Origin of the sequence: Leptothrix ochracea, from assembly GCF_041083635.1 — a bacterium.
GTDB lineage: Bacteria > Pseudomonadota > Gammaproteobacteria > Burkholderiales > Burkholderiaceae_C > Sphaerotilus > Sphaerotilus ochraceus.
Window position 1 is genome coordinate 21486 of the sequence record NZ_JBFPHB010000016.1, and the last position, 17049, is coordinate 38534.

Below are 17049 nucleotides of genomic sequence, written 5' to 3' on the forward strand. Positions count from 1 at the left end.
TCCCAAGCTGACCCTTTTCAGGAAGAACACGCATGAAAAAGATCTTTGTTCAACGCACGGTGGTGGCTGTGGCGGCTGCGCTGGTGCTCGGTGTGCTGGGTTGCGCCACCGGCCCGACGCTGGATCAGCAAGTCACCGCCATGATGAAGGCCGACTTCCGCGATGAAGGCATCGCCAAGGTGGACCGCTTGCAGCAAGACGCCAGCAACGAGGTCTGCTCCAAGGCGCTGGGGGCCCCGTTGCCTGAGGCGGAGGCGAAAAAGATCGAGCAAGCCAACCTGGCCACGATCCGCATGCCTTCGGATGGCAAGTTTCTGGGTGACTGGAAAAAAGGCGAGGAGCTGGCCCAAAACGGTCGCGGTATGACGTGGACCGACAACAGCACCGATACCAAGGCCAACGGCGGCAATTGCTACAACTGCCACCAGATCACCAAGGCTGAAATCTCTTTCGGCACCATCGGGCCGAGCCTTTACAACTACGGCAAGTTGCGCGGCGTGACCGACCCCGCCAGCGCTGATGCCCGTGCGATGGTCGAGTACACCTGGGGCAAGCTGTGGAACGCCCGGGCTTCCAACGCCTGCTCGAACATGCCGCGTTTCGGCCACAACCACATCCTTGACGAAGGCCAGATTCGCGACCTGATGGCGCTGCTGCTGGATCCCAAGTCACCTGTGAACCAATAAACCCGGCCCGGAGTTTTTCTGATGAGTCTTTCCAAACGCGAATTCATGCAAGTGCTGGGCGCTGCTTCGGTGGCCGGCATGGCGCTGGGCCGTCACGCTGATGCCGACGCGGCCACGGCGCAAAAGGGCCTCTATGACGTGCCGACTTTCGGCAACGTCAGTTTCTTGCACATGACCGACTGCCACGCGCAGTTGAAGCCGATCTACTTCCGCGAGCCCAGCCTCAATCTGGGCTTGGGCGGCCAGAAAGGCCAGCTGCCGCACTTGGTGGGTGAGAACCTGCTCAAGAAGCTGGGTGTGCGTCCCGGCACGGCGCTGGCGCATGGTTTTACCTATCTCGACTTCGAGAAGGCCTCGCGCCGTTACGGCAAGGTGGGCGGTTTTGCCCATCTGGCCACCTTGGTCAAGCAGCTCAAGGCCAGCCGTCCCGGCGCGCTGCTGCTCGACGGTGGGGACACGTGGCAAGGTTCGGCCACGTCGCTGTGGACCAACGCCCAAGACATGGTCGATGCCTGCAAGCTGCTGGGTGTGGACGTGATGACCGGCCACTGGGAATTCACCTACGGCATGGAGCGCGTCAAGGAAATCATTGAGAAAGACTTCGCCGGCAAGGTCGATTTCGTGGCGCAAAACGTCAAGACCAACGACTTTGGCGACCCGGTTTTCAAGCCCTATGTGATCCGCGAGATCAACGGCGTGCCTTGCGCCATCATCGGTCAGGCCTTCCCGTACACGCCGATCGCCAACCCGCGCTACATGGTGGCCGACTGGGCCTTTGGCATCCAAGACGAGAACATGCAAAGGATGGTGGACGAAGCGCGCGGCAAGGGCGCCCAAGTCGTCGTCGTCATCAGCCACAACGGCATGGACGTGGACTTGAAGATGGCCAGCCGTGTGCGCGGCATCGACGCCATCTTTGGCGGCCACACCCACGACGGCGTGCCGCAGGCCGTGCCGGTGAAGAACGCCGGCGGCACCACGCTGGTGACCAACGCTGGCTCGAACAGCAAGTTCTTGGGCGTGATGGATTTCGATGTCAAGGGCGGCAAAGTGGTGGACTTCCGCTATCGCCTGATGCCGATCTTTGCCAATCAGCTCAAGGCTGACCCGGAGATGGACGCGCTGATCACCAAGATCCGCCAGCCTTTCGAGGCCAAGCTGAACGAGAAGCTGGCCGTGAGCGAAGGTTTGCTCTATCGCCGGGGCAACTTCAACGGCTCGTGGGACCAGCTGATTTGTGACGCGCTGATCGACGTGCAAGGTGCCGATCTGGCCTTTTCGCCGGGCTTCCGCTGGGGCACCTCGTTGCTGCCGGGTGACGTGATCACGCGCGAACTGATGATGGATCAGCTCGCCATCACCTATCCGTACGCCACGTTGACCGAGATGAAGGGCTCGATGATCAAGACGGTGCTCGAAGACGTCTGCGACAACCTCTTCAACCCCGATCCGTACTACCAGCAAGGGGGCGACATGGTGCGTGTAGGCGGCTTGCAATACACCTGCACCCCGGGTGAAAAGGCCGGCAGCCGCATCAGCGAGATGCGCCTCAAGGGCAAGGTCATCGAGGCCGACAAAACCTACCAAGTCGCTGGCTGGGCGCCCGTGGCGGAAGACGCCTCCAAGGCCGGCAACAAGCCGGTTTGGGATCTGGTTGAAACTTGGTTGAAGTCGCAGGGTGGTCGTGTCAAGCCGCGCACCATCAATACCCCGAAGCTCATCGGCGTGGCCGGCAATCCGGGCATGGCGGGCTGATGGGCTGGATCCGGATGGAGCCCTTACCGCAGTGAGGTGGCGAAGTCCGGATCAATCACCGAGCCAAAGGTGAAGCCATCGTTCAGCACCGACTGAATGATGGCATCCAGCGATCGGATGGTGTTCGGGTGGATCTCGTGCATCAAGACGATGCCACCGTGATGGGCGCGGATGGTGGCCAGAACATGGCCTGCATAGTCGTGATGAAACTGGGGCAGGACGCCGCAGATGGTGGCCTCTTTGGGATCGACCGAGCCAGTGTGATCAAAAGCCCAGTCGCACGAATCGACATGCCAGCCGACGATTTTGTAGCCCCGGCTGCGCAGCAAGGTATTGGTTTCACAAGACGCATTGCCGTAGGGATAGCGGAACAACTTGGGTTCCATATCTTGCGCCATGGCTTGCTCGGCCTTTTCGACTTCGAGGGCTTGGGCGGTGGCATCGATGGTGTGGAAATTCGGGTGATCCCACGAGTGGTTGGCGACCACGTGGTGGCCTTCGGCTCGGACCCGCTCCACCAGCTCTGGGTGTTTGCGGGCTTGTTGGCCGATCATGAAGAACGTGGCATGGATGCCGTAGCGCTTCAAGGTGTCCAAGATGATGTCGGTCTCACCCGGCATCGGGCCGTCATCAAAAGTTAGCGCAACCTTGCGCGCGGGGGGCGCGGTGTTGATTTCTGATTCGTAGCGACAGCTTTCATGCAGCACTTGGGGGTCGGTGTGAAGCCGTGCTTCCAGATGCATGAGCCGATGTTTGCGGATATGTTCGGCGCTCAAATGATGATTGCTCTCGGCGGCTGAAGCGGCGGTTTCTTCAGCCACGGCCGAAGCCGCAGGTTCTTGCGCTTTGGCTGAGCTGCTGATGCCCAGGGCACAAGTGAGCAAAAGGGCGGCTTGAAGGCGGGTGGTGAAGGTCATGGTGATGTGCATCATGCCAACGCAGCATGAATCTTGATCAGCTTGGAGACCAGCTGCGCGCCGTCGGGCAGCGGCTGGCCCAGTTCCTGGTCTCGCCAGAGGTAATCAAAGGCGCGCCATGCGTAGTGGGGCAGACCGATGGCCTGGGCAAAGACCGATGCGGGTTTGAACGTGTGGATGTCTTCGAGCGTGGTCGGGTGCAGAAGGCGTTGCAGATCCGCTGCGGGCAACTGCGCCAGCGTCGTTTGGGCCACGGCGTCGAACGCCGAGGGTGACAAGGTGTGAAGCACGGCCAGCTCCGGATCCCAACTGACCTCATGCCGGGTGATCAGCTCGGGGCCTTGGTAAATCTCACAGCCCCAAGCGTGATGCTCCCCAAAAACGTAGTGCACCAGCACGCCAGTGTTGGCGTCGATGAGCTGGGTGTTGGGCTCGAACGGCATCCCTTCGGGGCAGATGCTGACCCAGCCTTGGGCTGCTGGATGGATGTAGCCTTCCAGCCCCGCCCGTCGTAGCAGGGCCCGGCCCTTGGCGGTGTCGTCGGTTCGAAGATGGTAGCTATCGCTGAATTCGCTCATGGTTCATGGATCGGCAACGGCCCGGCCCATCGCCGGCCGGGCATCGTAGCGGATGAGCGCGGGATGGCGATGCTTCAGGGCCTTGCGTAGGTGGCGCTGAGTTCGGGGTCGAAGGCCGGTTTCGGTTGAACGCCGTAGGTGCGGGTCGGTGCGGGCATCGGCACCAGCGGCAGCATGGCGGCCTCGGTCTCGCGGTCCATGATGCGATCGGTGAGCGTGGCTGCGACCCACATGCTGCTGAGCGTGACCCAAGCCGTGAGGGTGAAGACGGCCGCCCCCGAGACACCTGCACCGACAGCGCAGCCTCCAGCCAGCATGCCGCCAAAGCCCATCAGCAGGGCGCCGGCGATGTAGCGGCGCATCGACTGCCCGCCTTGGAAGCCTTCGAGCTTCAGCTCGCGCCACAGAGCCGCTGAGATGAAGGAGCCCAGAAAAACGCCCGGCACCAACCCCAGATCGAATTTGAGCGTCTGACCCGGGGGCGAAAGCACCAACATCAGGGTGTCAGCGGCCGGTCCGGTGAAGGACAGACTCTGGATGGGCAGCATGCTGTCAAAGGCACTGCGCGACATCCAGAAGGTGGCCAGCCAAGCGACAGCCACCATCACGCCCACGCCGATCGCTCCGGCCCAACCCCACGTGTTGACGTATTGACGGCGGACCCAGATCAAGGCGGCCCCCAGCCACAAGGCGCCAAACAAAGCCCCGCCTGCATGGCCAAAGCCGGTGATCACCAGCAGGTCGCGGGCGCTACCGCCTTCCACCGTCCACCAGCCAGCGATCGCTGTGCGTAACGGTGACAGCAGTCCATGCAGCGCGGATTGGGCGGTGACGGCAAAAACCAGCCCGGAGAGCAAGGCGCGCAGATTGCCTTGAGCGGCCAAGACCAGCAGACGGCTGGAGCAACCGCGCGCCATGATCATGCCGGTGCCAAAGAGGGCGCCCCCGATCAGCGCGCCCGAGAGACTGCCACGGGCTGAAAGCTGGCGCGCATCACGCACATCCATCCAACCCAGCATGATGAAAGCTTGGGTCAGCAAGACGGCCGTGGAGAAGGTGAACAGCCAGACCGTGAGCTTGCCGTCATGGGTGTGACGCGCAAACTCGATCACGGCTGAGCGCAGACAAAAACGCGAGCGCTGGGCAAAGAAGCCAAACAACACGCCAATCAATCCGCCGATCAAGGCGCTGGTGCCGGTTTCACCCAGCTGGCTCATGAGGAATTCGAAAGGCATGGGCAATATCCGTCAATCTGCAAGTGCTGATGATCATGTCAATCTCACGCGGCGGGATTGATATGAATCAGCACTGAAGAAGGACGCTGTGATCAATGCAACACATCGGCCCAGATGTTCATCGCCCAAGCTTGTGCGAAACGGGCTTCAAGATCGCTGCGCACATCCGACACGCCCCCCGAACCACCGATGGTGAAAAAGCTCTTCTTGCTGGCAACGTACTCATGCACGCTGGCGACATGGATCACTTCGTCGTCGGCGACAAAGCTCATGCAGACATTGGTCAGCATGGGGTGCGGATTGATCTCCATGTCCTTGAGTTCCGCCACGATGGCGGCGGCAGCGACCTTGGCATGCGAGTTGGCCATATGGCCTGATTTGGGCATCAGGTAAGCGACTTGAATCGAGTCGCCCAGCACATGGACATGTTTGGCCGCAGTGGCTTCGAAATTGAGGAAATTCACGTTGCACCAGCGACCGTTGGCGTTGGCCAAGCCGGTCTGCACGGCCAAGGAGCCTGCGCTCATCATCGGCAGCACATTGAGCACATCCGCTTGAACGTCCTCTTGCACGTCGAACTTGATCACGCCGGCCTTGGCATCCACGGCCACGGCTTTGTGCTCGGGGCGATATTCGATCATGTCGCCATAAAGCTCATGCCAGGCTTTTTGGAACAGCGGACCTTTGGAGGTGATGTGCTGATTGGCGTCGAGGATCAGCACCTTGGACTTGGGCTTGTGCTTCTTGAAGTAGGCCGCGACCACACTGGCGCGCTCATACGGCCCAGGCGGGCAGCGATAGGGTGCTTCGGGGATGGCGATGGCAAAGACACCGCCGTCGGACATCGCTTCAAGTTGGCGACGCAGCCCGATGGTTTCGGGGCCTGCTTTCCACGCTTGCAGGATCTGACCGGCTTCGTTGGCGGCCTTGAGGCCTTCGACGCTGTCCCACATCATGTCCACCCCGGGCGCCACGATCAGCTTGTCGTAGCTGATCGTGCCGCCGCCGCTCAGCTTGACGCTGCGTTGCTCGACATCCACCGAAGTGACGCGGTCTTGCACCACGGTGACGCCGTGTTTGCTGTGCAGGCTGTCGTAGCTATGGGTGATGTAGCCCATCTCGCGCTGACCACCGATGACCAAGTTCGACATCGGACAGGAGACGAAACTGGGGTTGGGCTCCACCATGACGACGTCGATGCTGTGGTCTGAAAGCAAGCGCACATATTTGGCCGCTGTGGCCCCGGCATAACCGCCGCCGACCACCAGCACCTTGGCCTTGGAGGGGGTGCCACTGTTGCGGTGGGTCGCGCAGCCGGACATCAGTCCGAGGGCCCCCAGGCCGCCGATCGCCGCCAAGCCCTGGAGCAGTTCGCGCCGTGCTGTGCTGGGTGTCAGGTCTTTGTTGCTGTTTTTGCTCATGGGAGACTCACTTTTGCGCCGAGAAATAACCGGCCACGGCTTCAAGCTGCTCTTGCGAATAGCCCTTGGTGATCTGATGCATGATCGTCGCCGGCCGACTTCCCGAGCGGAACTCAAGCAGCCGGTTCAGCAGCTGATCGCGGTCCATCCCCGCGAGTCGTACCAAGGCCTCGCCCTCCACCGCGTGACCGTCCGTGCCATGGCAATGGGCACAACTTGAGGCCAAGGAGCGTAAGCGCAGGCGTTGTTGCTCGGCAGAGGCCTCCGCTTGGACGGGCCCATACGCGACCAAGCTGCTGAGCCCGAGAAGCCATACCGGCCACCTGTGCAGAAGGAGGGTTTTCATGCGGTCTTCCCTGACGGATGAGGATCAATGAGCGCGTATAGTGCCAAATATCACTGTGTACGAATGTGTCGTTATCCCTATGTCATTGCGGATCGCTTGTGGATTGCTGTGGGTCGCCTTGATGGGGGCGGGTGTTGCGCAGGCGCAGCGGGTTGAACCCGCCACCGTGCCGCTGCAACTCGTGCAAGTCGCACCGGCCATCTACTTTGTGCAGGGCGAGTCGGCCATGGGCTCGGCGGCCAATCAAAACTTCATCTCCAACGCGGGTGTCATCGTCACGGACGACGGGGTGGTGGTGATCGACGCCTTGGGCTCACCGCCCTTGGCGCAGCGCCTGATCGACGAGATCGCCAAGATCACACCGCTGCCGATTCGCTGGGTGATCGTGACGCACTATCACGCCGACCATGTCTACGGTTTGCAGGCTTTCCGCGCGCTGGGGGCCAAGATCGTGGCGCACAGCGCCGCGCGTGAGTACCTTCAGTCCGACACCGCCCGCTTGCGCATGGAGGCCAGTCGGCAGGAGCTCTTTCCTTGGATCGACGAAAGCACCCAGCTCCAAGACCCGGATCAATGGCTGGCGGACCCGCCGTGGCACCTCAAGGTCGGCTCGACCGAGTTGGTGATCAAGCATGTCGGCCCAGCCCATACGCCGGAAGACGTGGTGGTTTACATGCCTGCGGCGGGGGTGCTGTTTGCCGGGGATTTGGTCTTTCGTGGGCGGGTGCCTTTTGTCGGTCAAGCCAACAGCCGGCGCTGGATCGATGCGCTCGACAAGCTTTTGGCGTTTGACGCTCGCATCGTCGTGCCGGGCCACGGTGCGATCTCGACCGACGTCGGCACCGATTTGCGCCAGACCCGCGATTACTTGGCGTATCTGCGCCAGACCATGGGCGAGGCTGCCGCCAACATGGAGCCTTTCGAGGAAGCCTACGCCCGCGTCGATTGGTCGCGGTTTGCCAAGATGCCGCTCTTCGCGGTGGCCAACCGCATGAATGCCTACAACACCTATTTGCTCATGGAGCAAGAAGGCAAGAAGCCGTGAAGCCCATGAAGCGCGTCATCCCGCGCCGCACGTTCCTCTTGTCGAGTTTGGCGACTTTGGCGGCTCACGCAGCACCCCCTAGCGTGGGTGAAAAAGTCCACTGGCCGACGGTTACCTTGCTCGATGGCCCCACCTTGGGCCCGGCTCAGTGGGCCGAAGCGGCCACGGTGGTGGTCTTTTTCTCGACCCGCTGTGGCTTTTGTCGTCGCCACAACCCACGTATCGAGGCTTTGTTCCAACGCGCTCAGCACAAGACACTGCGCGTGATCGGTGCCGCCCAAGACCGCGATGCCGCCGATGTGCGGCGCTACATGCGCGAAGGCGGCTATCACTTTGACGTCACCCTCGACGATGGCCCGTTGCGCGCCGCCTTGAGTGCCCGTAGCATCATCCCGCTCACGTGTGTCATCGACCGCCAAGGTATCTTGCGCGAACACATCCCCGGTGAAATGGCCGAAGACGATGTGCTTGGTTTGATCAAGTGGGCTTGAAAACGAGGTGTGAATCATGAGCACGGCTGCAAGTTGTTTTGTCTGGTACGAGCTGATGGCGGAGGATGCCGAAGCGGCCGCCGCCTTCTATACCCGGGTCTTCGGCTGGCAGGCCAGCTCGGCCGGGCCGGGCACCGACTACACGATCCTGAGCGTCGGTCGGGCGCCGGTGGCGGGGCTGATGGCGATGCCCCCGCAAGCCTGTGCGGCCGGGGCCGTACCGAGTTGGGTGGGCTATGTGGGCGTTGACGACGTCGATGCCAAGGCGGCTGAGATCGCTGCCGACGGCGGCATGCTGCGCTTTCCCGGCACCGACATGCCGGGGGTCGGGCGCTTTGCCGTGGTCACCGATCCAGCTGGGGCGCCGCTGGTGCTGTTCAAGCCCGACATGAACGCCATGCGACCGCAACCCCTGCCGCCCGGCACACCCGGCACGGTGAGCTGGCACGAGTTGCATGGGGCCGAGGCCTTGGCGTGGCATGGCCGGCACTTTGGTTGGCGCGGGCTGGATGCGATGGACATGGGCGCGCGCGGGGCCTATCAGTTCTTCAGCACGGGTGAGGGCCCAGCCTTGGGGGCGATGCTGCGCCGGCTGCCCGAGATGCCGCACCCGATGTGGCTGTATTACATCAGCGTCGCAAGCGTCTCGGCCGCCATCGAGCGTGTCGGGGCCGCTGGCGGTCGAATCATCATGGGCCCGCATCCCGTGCCGGGTGGCAACCTGATTGCCCATGGCTTGGACCCGCAGGGCGTGTTGTTTGCCATGGTGGGACCGGGCGCATGAAGCGGTTTTGAAAGGGCCGATGGTAAGCTGCCTCGCCTTCCGGGGTCCGAAACAGGAGCCCGGACAAGAACCCTTTTTCGCGGAGTCGAGACGATGCCTGGCCTGTTGCCTGAAGTGGACCCTGACGGTCTGCTGGAATATTCAGTGGTCTACACCGACCGAGCCCTCAACCACATGTCCAAGCGCTTTCAAGGCGTGATGACGGACATCTCCGGGGTGCTCAAGGACGTCTATGGCGCGCACTCGGCCGTGCTGGTGCCGGGCAGTGGCACCTTCGGCATGGAAGCCGTGGCGCGTCAGTTCGGTACCGGCCAAAAGTGTTTGGTGCTGCGCAACGGCTGGTTCAGCTTTCGCTGGACGCAGATCTTCGAGATGGGCGGCATCCCGTCGTCTTGCACGGTGCTCAAGGCCCGTCGCGTGGCGGACGAACCGCAGGCCGCTTGGATTCCGGCGCCGATCGACGCGGTGGTGGCCACCATCCGTGCCGAACGCCCGGCGGTGGTGTTTGCGCCGCACGTTGAAACCGCGTCCGGGATGATCCTGCCGGACGATTACTTGAAGGCGGTGGGCGATGCCACCCGCGAGGTCGGCGGCCTTTTTGTGCTGGACTGCATCGCCTCGGGCGGCATCTGGGTAGACATGCGTGCTTGCTCGGTGGATGTCTTGATCAGCGCGCCGCAAAAGGGCTGGAGCAGTTCGCCTTGCTGCGCTTTTGTGATGTTGAGCGATCGGGCCCGTGAGCGCATCAACGCCAGCACCAGCACCAGCTTTGCCTGCGATCTGAAGAAGTGGTTGCAGATCATGGAAACCTACGAGGGCGGCGGCCACGCCTACCACTCGACCATGCCGACCGACGCTTTGGCCCGCCTGCGCGACGTGATGATGGAGACGCGCGAACTCGGCTTCGATCGCATCAAGACGGCCCAGCAGCAGCTGGGTGATGCGGTGCGGGCGCTGTTCGAGCGCAAGGGCCTGAAGAGCGTGGCCGCTGAAGGCTTCAAGGCGCCCGGCGTGGTGGTGAGCTACACCACCGATCCCGAGTTCCAAAGCACCAAGAAGTTCTTGGCGCTGGGTTTGCAGGTCGCCGCTGGCGTGCCGTTGCAGTGTGACGAGCCGGCGGACTTCCGCACCTTCCGCGTTGGCCTGTTCGGGCTGGAGAAGCTCCAGCACATCGAACGGACCGTCGCCAACCTTGAGCAAGCCTTGGGCCAGCTGCTCTGATCAACGTGCAGTGGCACCGAGTTCTAAGCAAAGAAATTCTTATCTCATGTATTAGAACTCGTGAATTTACCTTATGTGATTGCGCCGCTACAGTTCGACCCGTTCCCTGAAGGCCGGTGAAAACGGTCTTCTCTCAAGTCCCTACTCAAGACCAATTTAGGAGCGTCCATGGACCAGTCCAGCCGTTATGCCGACCTTAGCCTGAATGAACAAGATCTCATGCAGGGTGGTCGCCACATCCTGGTGGCTTACAAGATGAAGCCCAAGGCCGGCCACGGCTACCTGGAAGCGGCAGCGCACTTCGCGGCTGAATCGTCCACGGGCACCAACGTTGAAGTTTCGACCACCGACGACTTCACCAAAGGTGTGGACGCGCTGGTCTATCACATCGACGAAGCGACCGAAGACATGCGGATTGCGTATCCGATCGATCTGTTCGACCGCAACGTCATCGACGGCCGCTTCATGCTGGTGTCGTTCCTCACCCTGGCCATTGGTAACAACCAAGGCATGGGCGACATCGAACACGCCAAGATGATCGACTTCTACATGCCTGACCGCGTGATTCAGATGTTCGACGGCCCGAGCAAGGACATCACCGATCTGTGGCGCATCCTCGGCCGTCCGGTCAAGGACGGTGGCTACATCGCCGGCACCATCATCAAGCCCAAGCTCGGTCTGCGTCCGGAGCCCTTCGCCAAGGCGGCTTACCAGTTCTGGCTGGGTGGCGACTTCATCAAGAACGACGAGCCGCAAGGCAACCAAGTCTTCTGCCCGCTCAAGAAGGTGCTGCCGCTGGTCTATGACGCGATGAAGCGCGCTCAAGACGAAACCGGCCAAGCCAAGCTGTTCTCGATGAACATCACGGCTGACGACCATTACGAAATGCTGGCCCGCGCCGACTACGCCCTCGAAGTGTTCGGTCCTGACGCTGACAAGCTGGCCTTCTTGGTGGACGGCTACGTCGGCGGCCCGGGCATGGTCACCACGGCTCGTCGCAACTACCCGAACCAGTACCTGCATTACCACCGCGCCGGTCACGGTGCCGTGACGTCGCCCAGTGCCAAGCGCGGCTACACCGCCTTCGTGCTGGCCAAGATGAGCCGTCTGCAAGGCGCTTCAGGTATCCACGTGGGCACCATGGGCTACGGCAAGATGGAAGGCGAAGGCGATGACCGCAACATCGCTTACATGATCGAGCGTGACGAAGCCCAAGGCCCGGTCTACTTCCAGAAGTGGTTCGGCATGAAGCCCACCACCCCGATCATCTCGGGCGGCATGAACGCGCTGCGTCTGCCGGGCTTCTTCAAGAACCTCGGTCACGGCAACGTCATCAACACCGCTGGTGGCGGTGCTTACGGTCACATCGACTCCCCAGCAGCCGGCGCGATCTCGCTGCGTCAGTCGTATGAGTGCTGGAAGGCCGGTGCCGACCCGATCGAGTTCGCCAAGGAGCACAAGGAATTCGCCCGCGCCTTCGAATCGTTCCCGAAGGATGCCGACAAGCTCTTCCCGGGCTGGCGTGAAAAGCTGGGCGTGCACAAGTAAATCGTGCCCCAGTGAAGGCCCCGCTCCGGCGGGGCTTTTTTTCAGTTTTAATCCGAGTCTTTTCATCGGATATTGATGCAGTGAGTTCGCCATGATCGACCGTGATGCCTACCGGGTTCGCCGTGAGCCCTTCTACCAGTCCAAGGGCAACGAAGTGGCCCTGTTTGAGGCGGCCTACCGCGCCCGCCTGCCGGTGATGGTCAAAGGCCCGACCGGCTGCGGCAAGTCGCGCTTCGTCGAACACATGGCCTGGAAACTGGATCGGCCGCTGATCACCGTCGCTTGCAACGAGGACATGACGGCCTCGGATCTGGTCGGGCGCTATCTGCTCGACGCCAACGGCACGCGCTGGCTCGACGGCCCGCTGACCACTGCGGCGCGCATCGGTGCGATCTGCTACCTCGACGAAGTGGTCGAAGCGCGCCAAGACACCACCGTGGTGATCCACCCGCTGACCGACCACCGCCGTGTGCTGCCGCTCGACAAAAAGGGCGAGCTGGTCGAGGCCCACCCTGACTTCCAGCTGGTGATTTCCTACAACCCCGGCTACCAGTCGCTGATGAAGGATCTGAAGCAAAGCACCAAGCAGCGCTTTGTGGCCTTCGATTTCGACTACCCCGACGCTGCGCTTGAAACCAGCATCTTGATGCAGGAAACCGGCCTTGACGAAGGGCGCGCCGCCCAGTTGGTGCGCATCGGTCACAGCGCCCGCAACCTCAAAGGCCACGGTCTGGATGAAGGTATTTCGACCCGCTTGCTGGTCTACGCCGCCACCTTGATCCAAGGCGGCGTGGCTGCGGCCGATGCTTGCCGCATGGCTTTGGTGCGGCCGATCACCGACGACGCGGACATCCGCGCCACGCTGGATCACGCCATCGACGCCATCCTTGGCTGAGAAGAGGGAGTGACCGCGATGGACAGCCTTGAGGCCTTGGCCCGACTCGAAACCCGCTTCAAGGACGTCGAACCGGTGTTTGCCGGTTTGTGGCTCGAAGCTCAGAACCGCCTCACCCCTGCGGGGCAAGAGGCGTACCTTAGCGCCGCTCGTTTGTTGGGCAAGCTCGGGCGCGGTGTCGAGCCGATGCTGGTCTTTCTGGAAGAGTGGCCTGCTGCGGCCACCAAAGTGGGTGAGGGCGCGCTGCCCTCGCTGATGGCCACGGTGCAGCTCTTGCAGAAGTCGCCCAACGGCCGGGCCATCGCGCCGCTGCTCCAAACCCTCGGGGCCGTGGCTCGGCGCTTGCCCACCGCTGCGCAGTTGCAGCTCTATTTCGATTTGGCGCTCGACTTGATGCGCCGCACCACCGGCTCGATCCACGGTTTCCACCAGACCCAGCCCAGCCCGGCGTTGCCCGAGTTTTTTCACCAAGCACCCAACTTGCTGGGTTGGTTGAGTCTGGTGGGCTTGCGCAACTGGGTCGATTACGGCGTGCGCAACCACGGCCATCACCCGGATCGCCAAGTCGAGTACTTCCGCCTGCAATCGCCCGACAGCCGCGCCGTGTTGCAACGCGAGCGCCACGGCACCTTGCTGGTCGATGTGGACCGCAGCCTTGATCTGGGCTTGCGTGCGCTGTGGGAGCACAGCGAGCCGTTGATTCCCTATTCGACCTTGCGGCTGGAAGAACCGCGCCCCGGCCAAGCGGTGTTGCAACCCTATTGGGACGCGCAGGGTTTCCGGCTGCCCGACGTGCTCGACGCCGAGCGCGGCCTGACGGGGATCGAGCGTTACCGCGCCACCTTGGCGCACATGATGGGCCACCGCCGCTGGTCCACGCCGCTGATCGCCGACAACTGGAGCCCCTTCCAGCGCATGGCGGTCGAGATGTTTGAAGACAGCCGCATCGATACGCTGCTGTGCCGCACCTACCCCGGCCTGCGCCGGCTCTTTCTGGCGCTGCACCCCAAGCCGGTCGAAGGCGCGTGTGATCCGGCCCAGCAGTCCTGTCTGCGCCATCGTTTGGCGATGCTGTCGCGGGCGCTGCTGGACGCCGAGCACGGCTACCAAGACGCGACCCTGCTGAGCTTTGTCGAGCGCTTCCAGGCGGCGTTGGCCCCAAGTGTGGATGGGGGTGAAGCTTCAAGCACCGTGATGGCCGAGCTGGCGCTGAGCTACGTGGCACGCACCCGCCGCCCGAGCGATCAGTTCGCCGAGGTTTTCTTCGACGACACCGTCATCGACTACCGCGACGACAACCGCCATCTCTGGCGCTTCATCGAAGAAGGCGACGAAGAAAGCAGTTTCGACGCCCCGCCGACCGCCCAGCAACAAGAACTCACCGGCCTGCCGCCCCGGCTCTATCCCGAGTGGGATTACCTCACTGAAACCTACCGCCCCGACTGGGCCAGCGTTTTTGAAGTGCTGCACCCCAAGGGCTCGGCGGCGGACATCGACCGCCTGCTCGACAAGCACGCCGTGCTTGCGCGCCGGCTGAAAAAGCTGCTCGATCTGCTCAAGCCCCAAGACAAGCGCCGCATCCGCTTCCAAGAAGACGGCTCGGAGCTGGACTTGGACGTGGCACTGCGCTCGCTGATCGACTTCAAGGGCGGCAGCACGCCCGACCCGCGCATCAACATGAGCCACCGCACCGACGGGCGCGACATTGCGGTGCTGCTGTTGCTCGATTTGTCCGAATCGCTCAACCAAACCGCCGTGGGCGGCGAGCAAACCCTGTTGGCGCTGAGCCAAGAAGCGGTGGCGCTGCTGGCTTGGGCGGTGGACCGCTTGGGCGACCCGCTGGCGATTGCGGGCTTCCATTCCAACACCCGCCACGAGGTGCGCTACTTGCACATCAAGGGCGCGACCGAGCCTTGGGACGACAACGTCAAAGCCCGTTTGGCGGCGATGCAAGCGGGCTACTCAACCCGCATGGGCGCTGCGATGCGCCACGCCGCGCATTACCTCGGGGCGCAAAAGGCCGACAAGAAACTGCTGCTCATCCTCACCGACGGCCAACCGGCCGACGTGGACAGCCCCGACGAGCAAATGCTGATCAAAGACGCCCGCCAAGCCGTCAAAGAACTCGGCACCGACGGCATCTTTTCCTACTGCATCAGCCTCGACCCCCAAGCCGACGCCTACGTCAGCGACATCTTCGGCCACCAATACACCGTGATCGACCGCGTGGACCGCCTGCCCGAGAAACTGCCCGAGTTGTTCATGGCGCTGACGCGCTGAGCCCTCACCCCCGGCCCCTCTTGCGCCGGTGCGGGCGAGGGGCGTGGTGCCGTTGATGTGATAGCTTTGCGCCCCATGCGCTTGTTGGACGCCGCACCCAAACCCCACCACCCCGTTCGCCCTGAGCTTGTCGAAGGGCCGACACCGAGCGTGGGTTTCGACAGGCTCAACCCGAACGGATGGATCTGCCTGGGCAACCAAGGCGCCTATCCCTTCAACCTACGCTTTCCGGGTCAGGTGGCGGACAAGGAAACGGGCCTCTTCCAAAACCACCACCGAGACTACGACCCGGCGACGGGGCGGTATCTGCAATCGGACCCGATAGGGCTGGCGGGCGGGATCAATACGTATGGGTATGTGGGGGGGAATCCGGTGAGCTTTATTGATCCGAATGGGCTTTATGAAATCCCGATCATCGACGACTTCATTCGTGATTTCTATACGGGCAAAGAAATAGCGTGTTTAGAGGGGACAAAACAGCAATGGGCTGATTGGCTCCGAGAAACCAACTACACACCGCTATCTAAGATGCGCCCAAGCGATTGGTACATTCAAAGTCATGCGCCAGCGGAGATTGCGCAGTTGGCAATTCGCCAGGGCGGGCTCATAGGAGGCACTGCGGCAAAAACCACTTTGGTGCCATCTGGAATTACAGGGAAAAGTCCTAATCCTCAGCTAGGTATTGGGCTAATGGGCGCTGGATACGTCTGTGGGTGCAAGTAATCTGCGAGATCAAAGTCATGACTGATTCGTTTGAATTTGCTGTTGGTATCGTAGGCTTGCTGCTGCTGCATGAAGGCTTGGCGTCGCAGTCGCCGGCTCGTGCTCGCAGTCGCGTAGTTGCACTTGCCGGGCTAGCCATCGTTCTTGTTGGTGCTGCGCTTTTGTATTGGAATGCACAGGCATTGTGGAAGTTTGCGAATGTGCTGCAAACACCGGCTATAACTACGAGAGCAGCTACCAAGGCAGCAGAACTAGAAAAAGTCCCACCGCCCGAGCGACAGGAATTAAGTGTTCGGCTAGCGAAAGCTGTGTTTGTTAGCGGCGGTGAACTTGTTGATGTCGTGACAGAGGAAGGCCGGTGGGTTCCATACTCACCGAGTAAAGAAGATATCGCAGCGCGAGATCGTCAACTGAAGGCAATATCGGAAGTGAATTCCCAGCGGCAAGAGTTGATAGATCGGGCGCAACTGACAGAGACGTATTCAATGCGTTGGCTGATAAGTTTGGTCATCGCTGTTTGCTCTGGACTGTTGGCCGGTCGCCTGCGTAGGCGGTGAAGTTGGAGGTGCCGGGGCGGTGTCAAGTTTGAAGTGCAACAGGGTGGATTCAAAAATGAACCCCAACACCTGATGGATTCAACTCTGAAGTGCAACCCTCTCGTTCCCACGGGTGCGGCCTACTTTGTGTACGACGAAGAAGGTCACGTGCTGGGGGAATATGACGCCAGCGGCCAGCCGATCTATGAGGTGGTCTGGCTGGGCGATCAGCCGGTGGCATCGATCACCCAAAAGCGAACCGGCACGGTTGCTGCCCCGGTGATTTGGACGAACGTGGGCTACATCTACGCCGATCACCTCAACACCCCGCGAGTGATCGCCCGCAGCGGCGACCACACCATCATCTGGCGCTGGGACAGTTGGGACGCCTACGGCTTCATGGCCCCGGTTGAGAACCCGACTTACCAAGGCACCTATCCCTTCAACCTACGCTTTCCGGGTCAGGTGGCGGACAAGGAAACGGGCCTCTTCCAAAACAATTTTTTGCCTGATTATGGGTACGCCAGTTCGGATTACAAAATCTACCGGCACACTGGTTGTGGTTGCTTTAATCAATTTGAATAAGTA

The 17049-nt window shown here is 61.7% G+C and carries 17 protein-coding genes; 12 read left to right on the plus strand and 5 right to left on the minus strand.

Features of this window, described 5'->3' with window-relative positions; genetic code table 11:
• Nucleotides 1-32 precede the first annotated feature (32 nt).
• Nucleotides 33-686, plus strand: coding sequence for a sulfur oxidation c-type cytochrome SoxX (gene soxX / locus AB3X39_RS07530; protein ID WP_369416743.1), 654 nt, complete (start codon nt 33-35; stop codon nt 684-686).
• 21 nt (nt 687-707) lie between these two features.
• A complete protein-coding gene (gene soxB / locus AB3X39_RS07535; protein ID WP_369416744.1) occupies nt 708-2441 on the plus strand; it encodes a thiosulfohydrolase SoxB in 1734 nt (577 codons plus the stop codon).
• A gap of 23 nt (nt 2442-2464) precedes the next feature.
• Here the strand turns inward: soxB and AB3X39_RS07540 are convergent, their stop codons facing one another.
• From AB3X39_RS07540 to AB3X39_RS07560, 5 genes are all read right to left on the minus strand, one after another.
• Entirely contained in the window at nt 2465-3373 is a 909-nt protein-coding gene (locus tag AB3X39_RS07540) for a polysaccharide deacetylase family protein (RefSeq protein ID WP_369416745.1), read from the minus strand.
• Nucleotides 3370-3936, minus strand: a complete 567-nt coding sequence (locus AB3X39_RS07545; protein WP_369416746.1) for a hypothetical protein — start codon at nt 3934-3936, stop codon at nt 3370-3372. The genes AB3X39_RS07540 and AB3X39_RS07545 overlap by 4 nt, the downstream gene beginning before the upstream one ends.
• 74 nt (nt 3937-4010) lie before the next feature.
• A complete protein-coding gene (locus AB3X39_RS07550) occupies nt 4011-5171 on the minus strand; it encodes a YeeE/YedE family protein (protein WP_369416747.1) in 1161 nt (386 codons plus the stop codon).
• A gap of 92 nt (nt 5172-5263) precedes the next feature.
• Entirely contained in the window at nt 5264-6592 is a 1329-nt protein-coding gene (locus tag AB3X39_RS07555; protein WP_369416748.1) for an NAD(P)/FAD-dependent oxidoreductase, read from the minus strand.
• Between the two features lie 7 nt (nt 6593-6599).
• The gene (locus AB3X39_RS07560) at nt 6600-6938 is read right to left on the minus strand and encodes a c-type cytochrome (RefSeq protein WP_369416749.1); all 339 of its coding nucleotides are present in this window, start codon (nt 6936-6938) and stop codon (nt 6600-6602) included.
• 79 nt (nt 6939-7017) lie between these two features.
• Here AB3X39_RS07560 and AB3X39_RS07565 point away from each other — a divergent pair, with 79 nt between their 5' ends.
• The 10 genes from AB3X39_RS07565 to AB3X39_RS07610 all read left to right on the plus strand — a co-directional run bounded on the left by AB3X39_RS07565 (nt 7018) and on the right by AB3X39_RS07610 (nt 17046).
• The gene (locus tag AB3X39_RS07565; protein WP_407069273.1) at nt 7018-7983 is read left to right on the plus strand and encodes an MBL fold metallo-hydrolase; all 966 of its coding nucleotides are present in this window, start codon (nt 7018-7020) and stop codon (nt 7981-7983) included.
• A 5-nt stretch (nt 7984-7988) separates the two neighbouring features.
• On the plus strand, nt 7989-8474 hold the full coding sequence (locus AB3X39_RS07570) for a TlpA disulfide reductase family protein (RefSeq protein WP_369416750.1): 486 nt from the start codon (nt 7989-7991) through the stop codon (nt 8472-8474).
• A gap of 16 nt (nt 8475-8490) precedes the next feature.
• A complete protein-coding gene (locus AB3X39_RS07575; protein ID WP_369416751.1) occupies nt 8491-9258 on the plus strand; it encodes a VOC family protein in 768 nt (255 codons plus the stop codon).
• Between the two features lie 93 nt (nt 9259-9351).
• Nucleotides 9352-10479 (plus strand): pyridoxal-phosphate-dependent aminotransferase family protein, encoded by a 1128-nt coding sequence (locus tag AB3X39_RS07580; protein WP_369416752.1) that lies wholly within the window; start codon nt 9352-9354, stop codon nt 10477-10479.
• A 168-nt stretch (nt 10480-10647) separates the two neighbouring features.
• A complete protein-coding gene (locus AB3X39_RS07585; RefSeq protein WP_369416753.1) occupies nt 10648-12027 on the plus strand; it encodes a ribulose-bisphosphate carboxylase in 1380 nt (459 codons plus the stop codon).
• 91 nt (nt 12028-12118) lie between these two features.
• Nucleotides 12119-12922 (plus strand): CbbQ/NirQ/NorQ/GpvN family protein, encoded by an 804-nt coding sequence (locus AB3X39_RS07590; RefSeq protein WP_369416754.1) that lies wholly within the window; start codon nt 12119-12121, stop codon nt 12920-12922.
• An 18-nt stretch (nt 12923-12940) separates the two neighbouring features.
• Nucleotides 12941-15202: a nitric oxide reductase activation protein NorD gene (locus AB3X39_RS07595; protein ID WP_369416755.1), complete on the plus strand. Its 2262-nt coding sequence runs from the start codon at nt 12941-12943 to the stop codon at nt 15200-15202.
• Between the two features lie 75 nt (nt 15203-15277).
• On the plus strand, nt 15278-15925 hold the full coding sequence (locus AB3X39_RS13565) for an RHS repeat-associated core domain-containing protein (RefSeq protein ID WP_473964893.1): 648 nt from the start codon (nt 15278-15280) through the stop codon (nt 15923-15925).
• A gap of 17 nt (nt 15926-15942) precedes the next feature.
• The gene (locus AB3X39_RS07605) at nt 15943-16482 is read left to right on the plus strand and encodes a hypothetical protein (protein WP_369416756.1); all 540 of its coding nucleotides are present in this window, start codon (nt 15943-15945) and stop codon (nt 16480-16482) included.
• A gap of 72 nt (nt 16483-16554) precedes the next feature.
• A complete protein-coding gene (locus AB3X39_RS07610) occupies nt 16555-17046 on the plus strand; it encodes a hypothetical protein (RefSeq protein WP_369416757.1) in 492 nt (163 codons plus the stop codon).
• Nucleotides 17047-17049 lie beyond the last annotated feature (3 nt).

Coding starts and splice junctions, on each gene's coding strand:
- soxX (WP_369416743.1), top strand. CDS start 33: ATGAAAAAGATCTTTGTTCAACGCACGGTGGTGGCTGTGGCGGCTGCG.
- soxB (WP_369416744.1), top strand. CDS start 708: ATGAGTCTTTCCAAACGCGAATTCATGCAAGTGCTGGGCGCTGCTTCG.
- AB3X39_RS07540 (WP_369416745.1), bottom strand. CDS start 3,373: ATGATGCACATCACCATGACCTTCACCACCCGCCTTCAAGCCGCCCTT.
- AB3X39_RS07545 (WP_369416746.1), bottom strand. CDS start 3,936: ATGAGCGAATTCAGCGATAGCTACCATCTTCGAACCGACGACACCGCC.
- AB3X39_RS07550 (WP_369416747.1), bottom strand. CDS start 5,171: ATGCCTTTCGAATTCCTCATGAGCCAGCTGGGTGAAACCGGCACCAGC.
- AB3X39_RS07555 (WP_369416748.1), bottom strand. CDS start 6,592: ATGAGCAAAAACAGCAACAAAGACCTGACACCCAGCACAGCACGGCGC.
- AB3X39_RS07560 (WP_369416749.1), bottom strand. CDS start 6,938: ATGAAAACCCTCCTTCTGCACAGGTGGCCGGTATGGCTTCTCGGGCTC.
- AB3X39_RS07565 (WP_407069273.1), top strand. CDS start 7,018: ATGTCATTGCGGATCGCTTGTGGATTGCTGTGGGTCGCCTTGATGGGG.
- AB3X39_RS07570 (WP_369416750.1), top strand. CDS start 7,989: ATGAAGCGCGTCATCCCGCGCCGCACGTTCCTCTTGTCGAGTTTGGCG.
- AB3X39_RS07575 (WP_369416751.1), top strand. CDS start 8,491: ATGAGCACGGCTGCAAGTTGTTTTGTCTGGTACGAGCTGATGGCGGAG.
- AB3X39_RS07580 (WP_369416752.1), top strand. CDS start 9,352: ATGCCTGGCCTGTTGCCTGAAGTGGACCCTGACGGTCTGCTGGAATAT.
- AB3X39_RS07585 (WP_369416753.1), top strand. CDS start 10,648: ATGGACCAGTCCAGCCGTTATGCCGACCTTAGCCTGAATGAACAAGAT.
- AB3X39_RS07590 (WP_369416754.1), top strand. CDS start 12,119: ATGATCGACCGTGATGCCTACCGGGTTCGCCGTGAGCCCTTCTACCAG.
- AB3X39_RS07595 (WP_369416755.1), top strand. CDS start 12,941: ATGGACAGCCTTGAGGCCTTGGCCCGACTCGAAACCCGCTTCAAGGAC.
- AB3X39_RS13565 (WP_473964893.1), top strand. CDS start 15,278: ATGCGCTTGTTGGACGCCGCACCCAAACCCCACCACCCCGTTCGCCCT.
- AB3X39_RS07605 (WP_369416756.1), top strand. CDS start 15,943: ATGACTGATTCGTTTGAATTTGCTGTTGGTATCGTAGGCTTGCTGCTG.
- AB3X39_RS07610 (WP_369416757.1), top strand. CDS start 16,555: ATGGATTCAACTCTGAAGTGCAACCCTCTCGTTCCCACGGGTGCGGCC.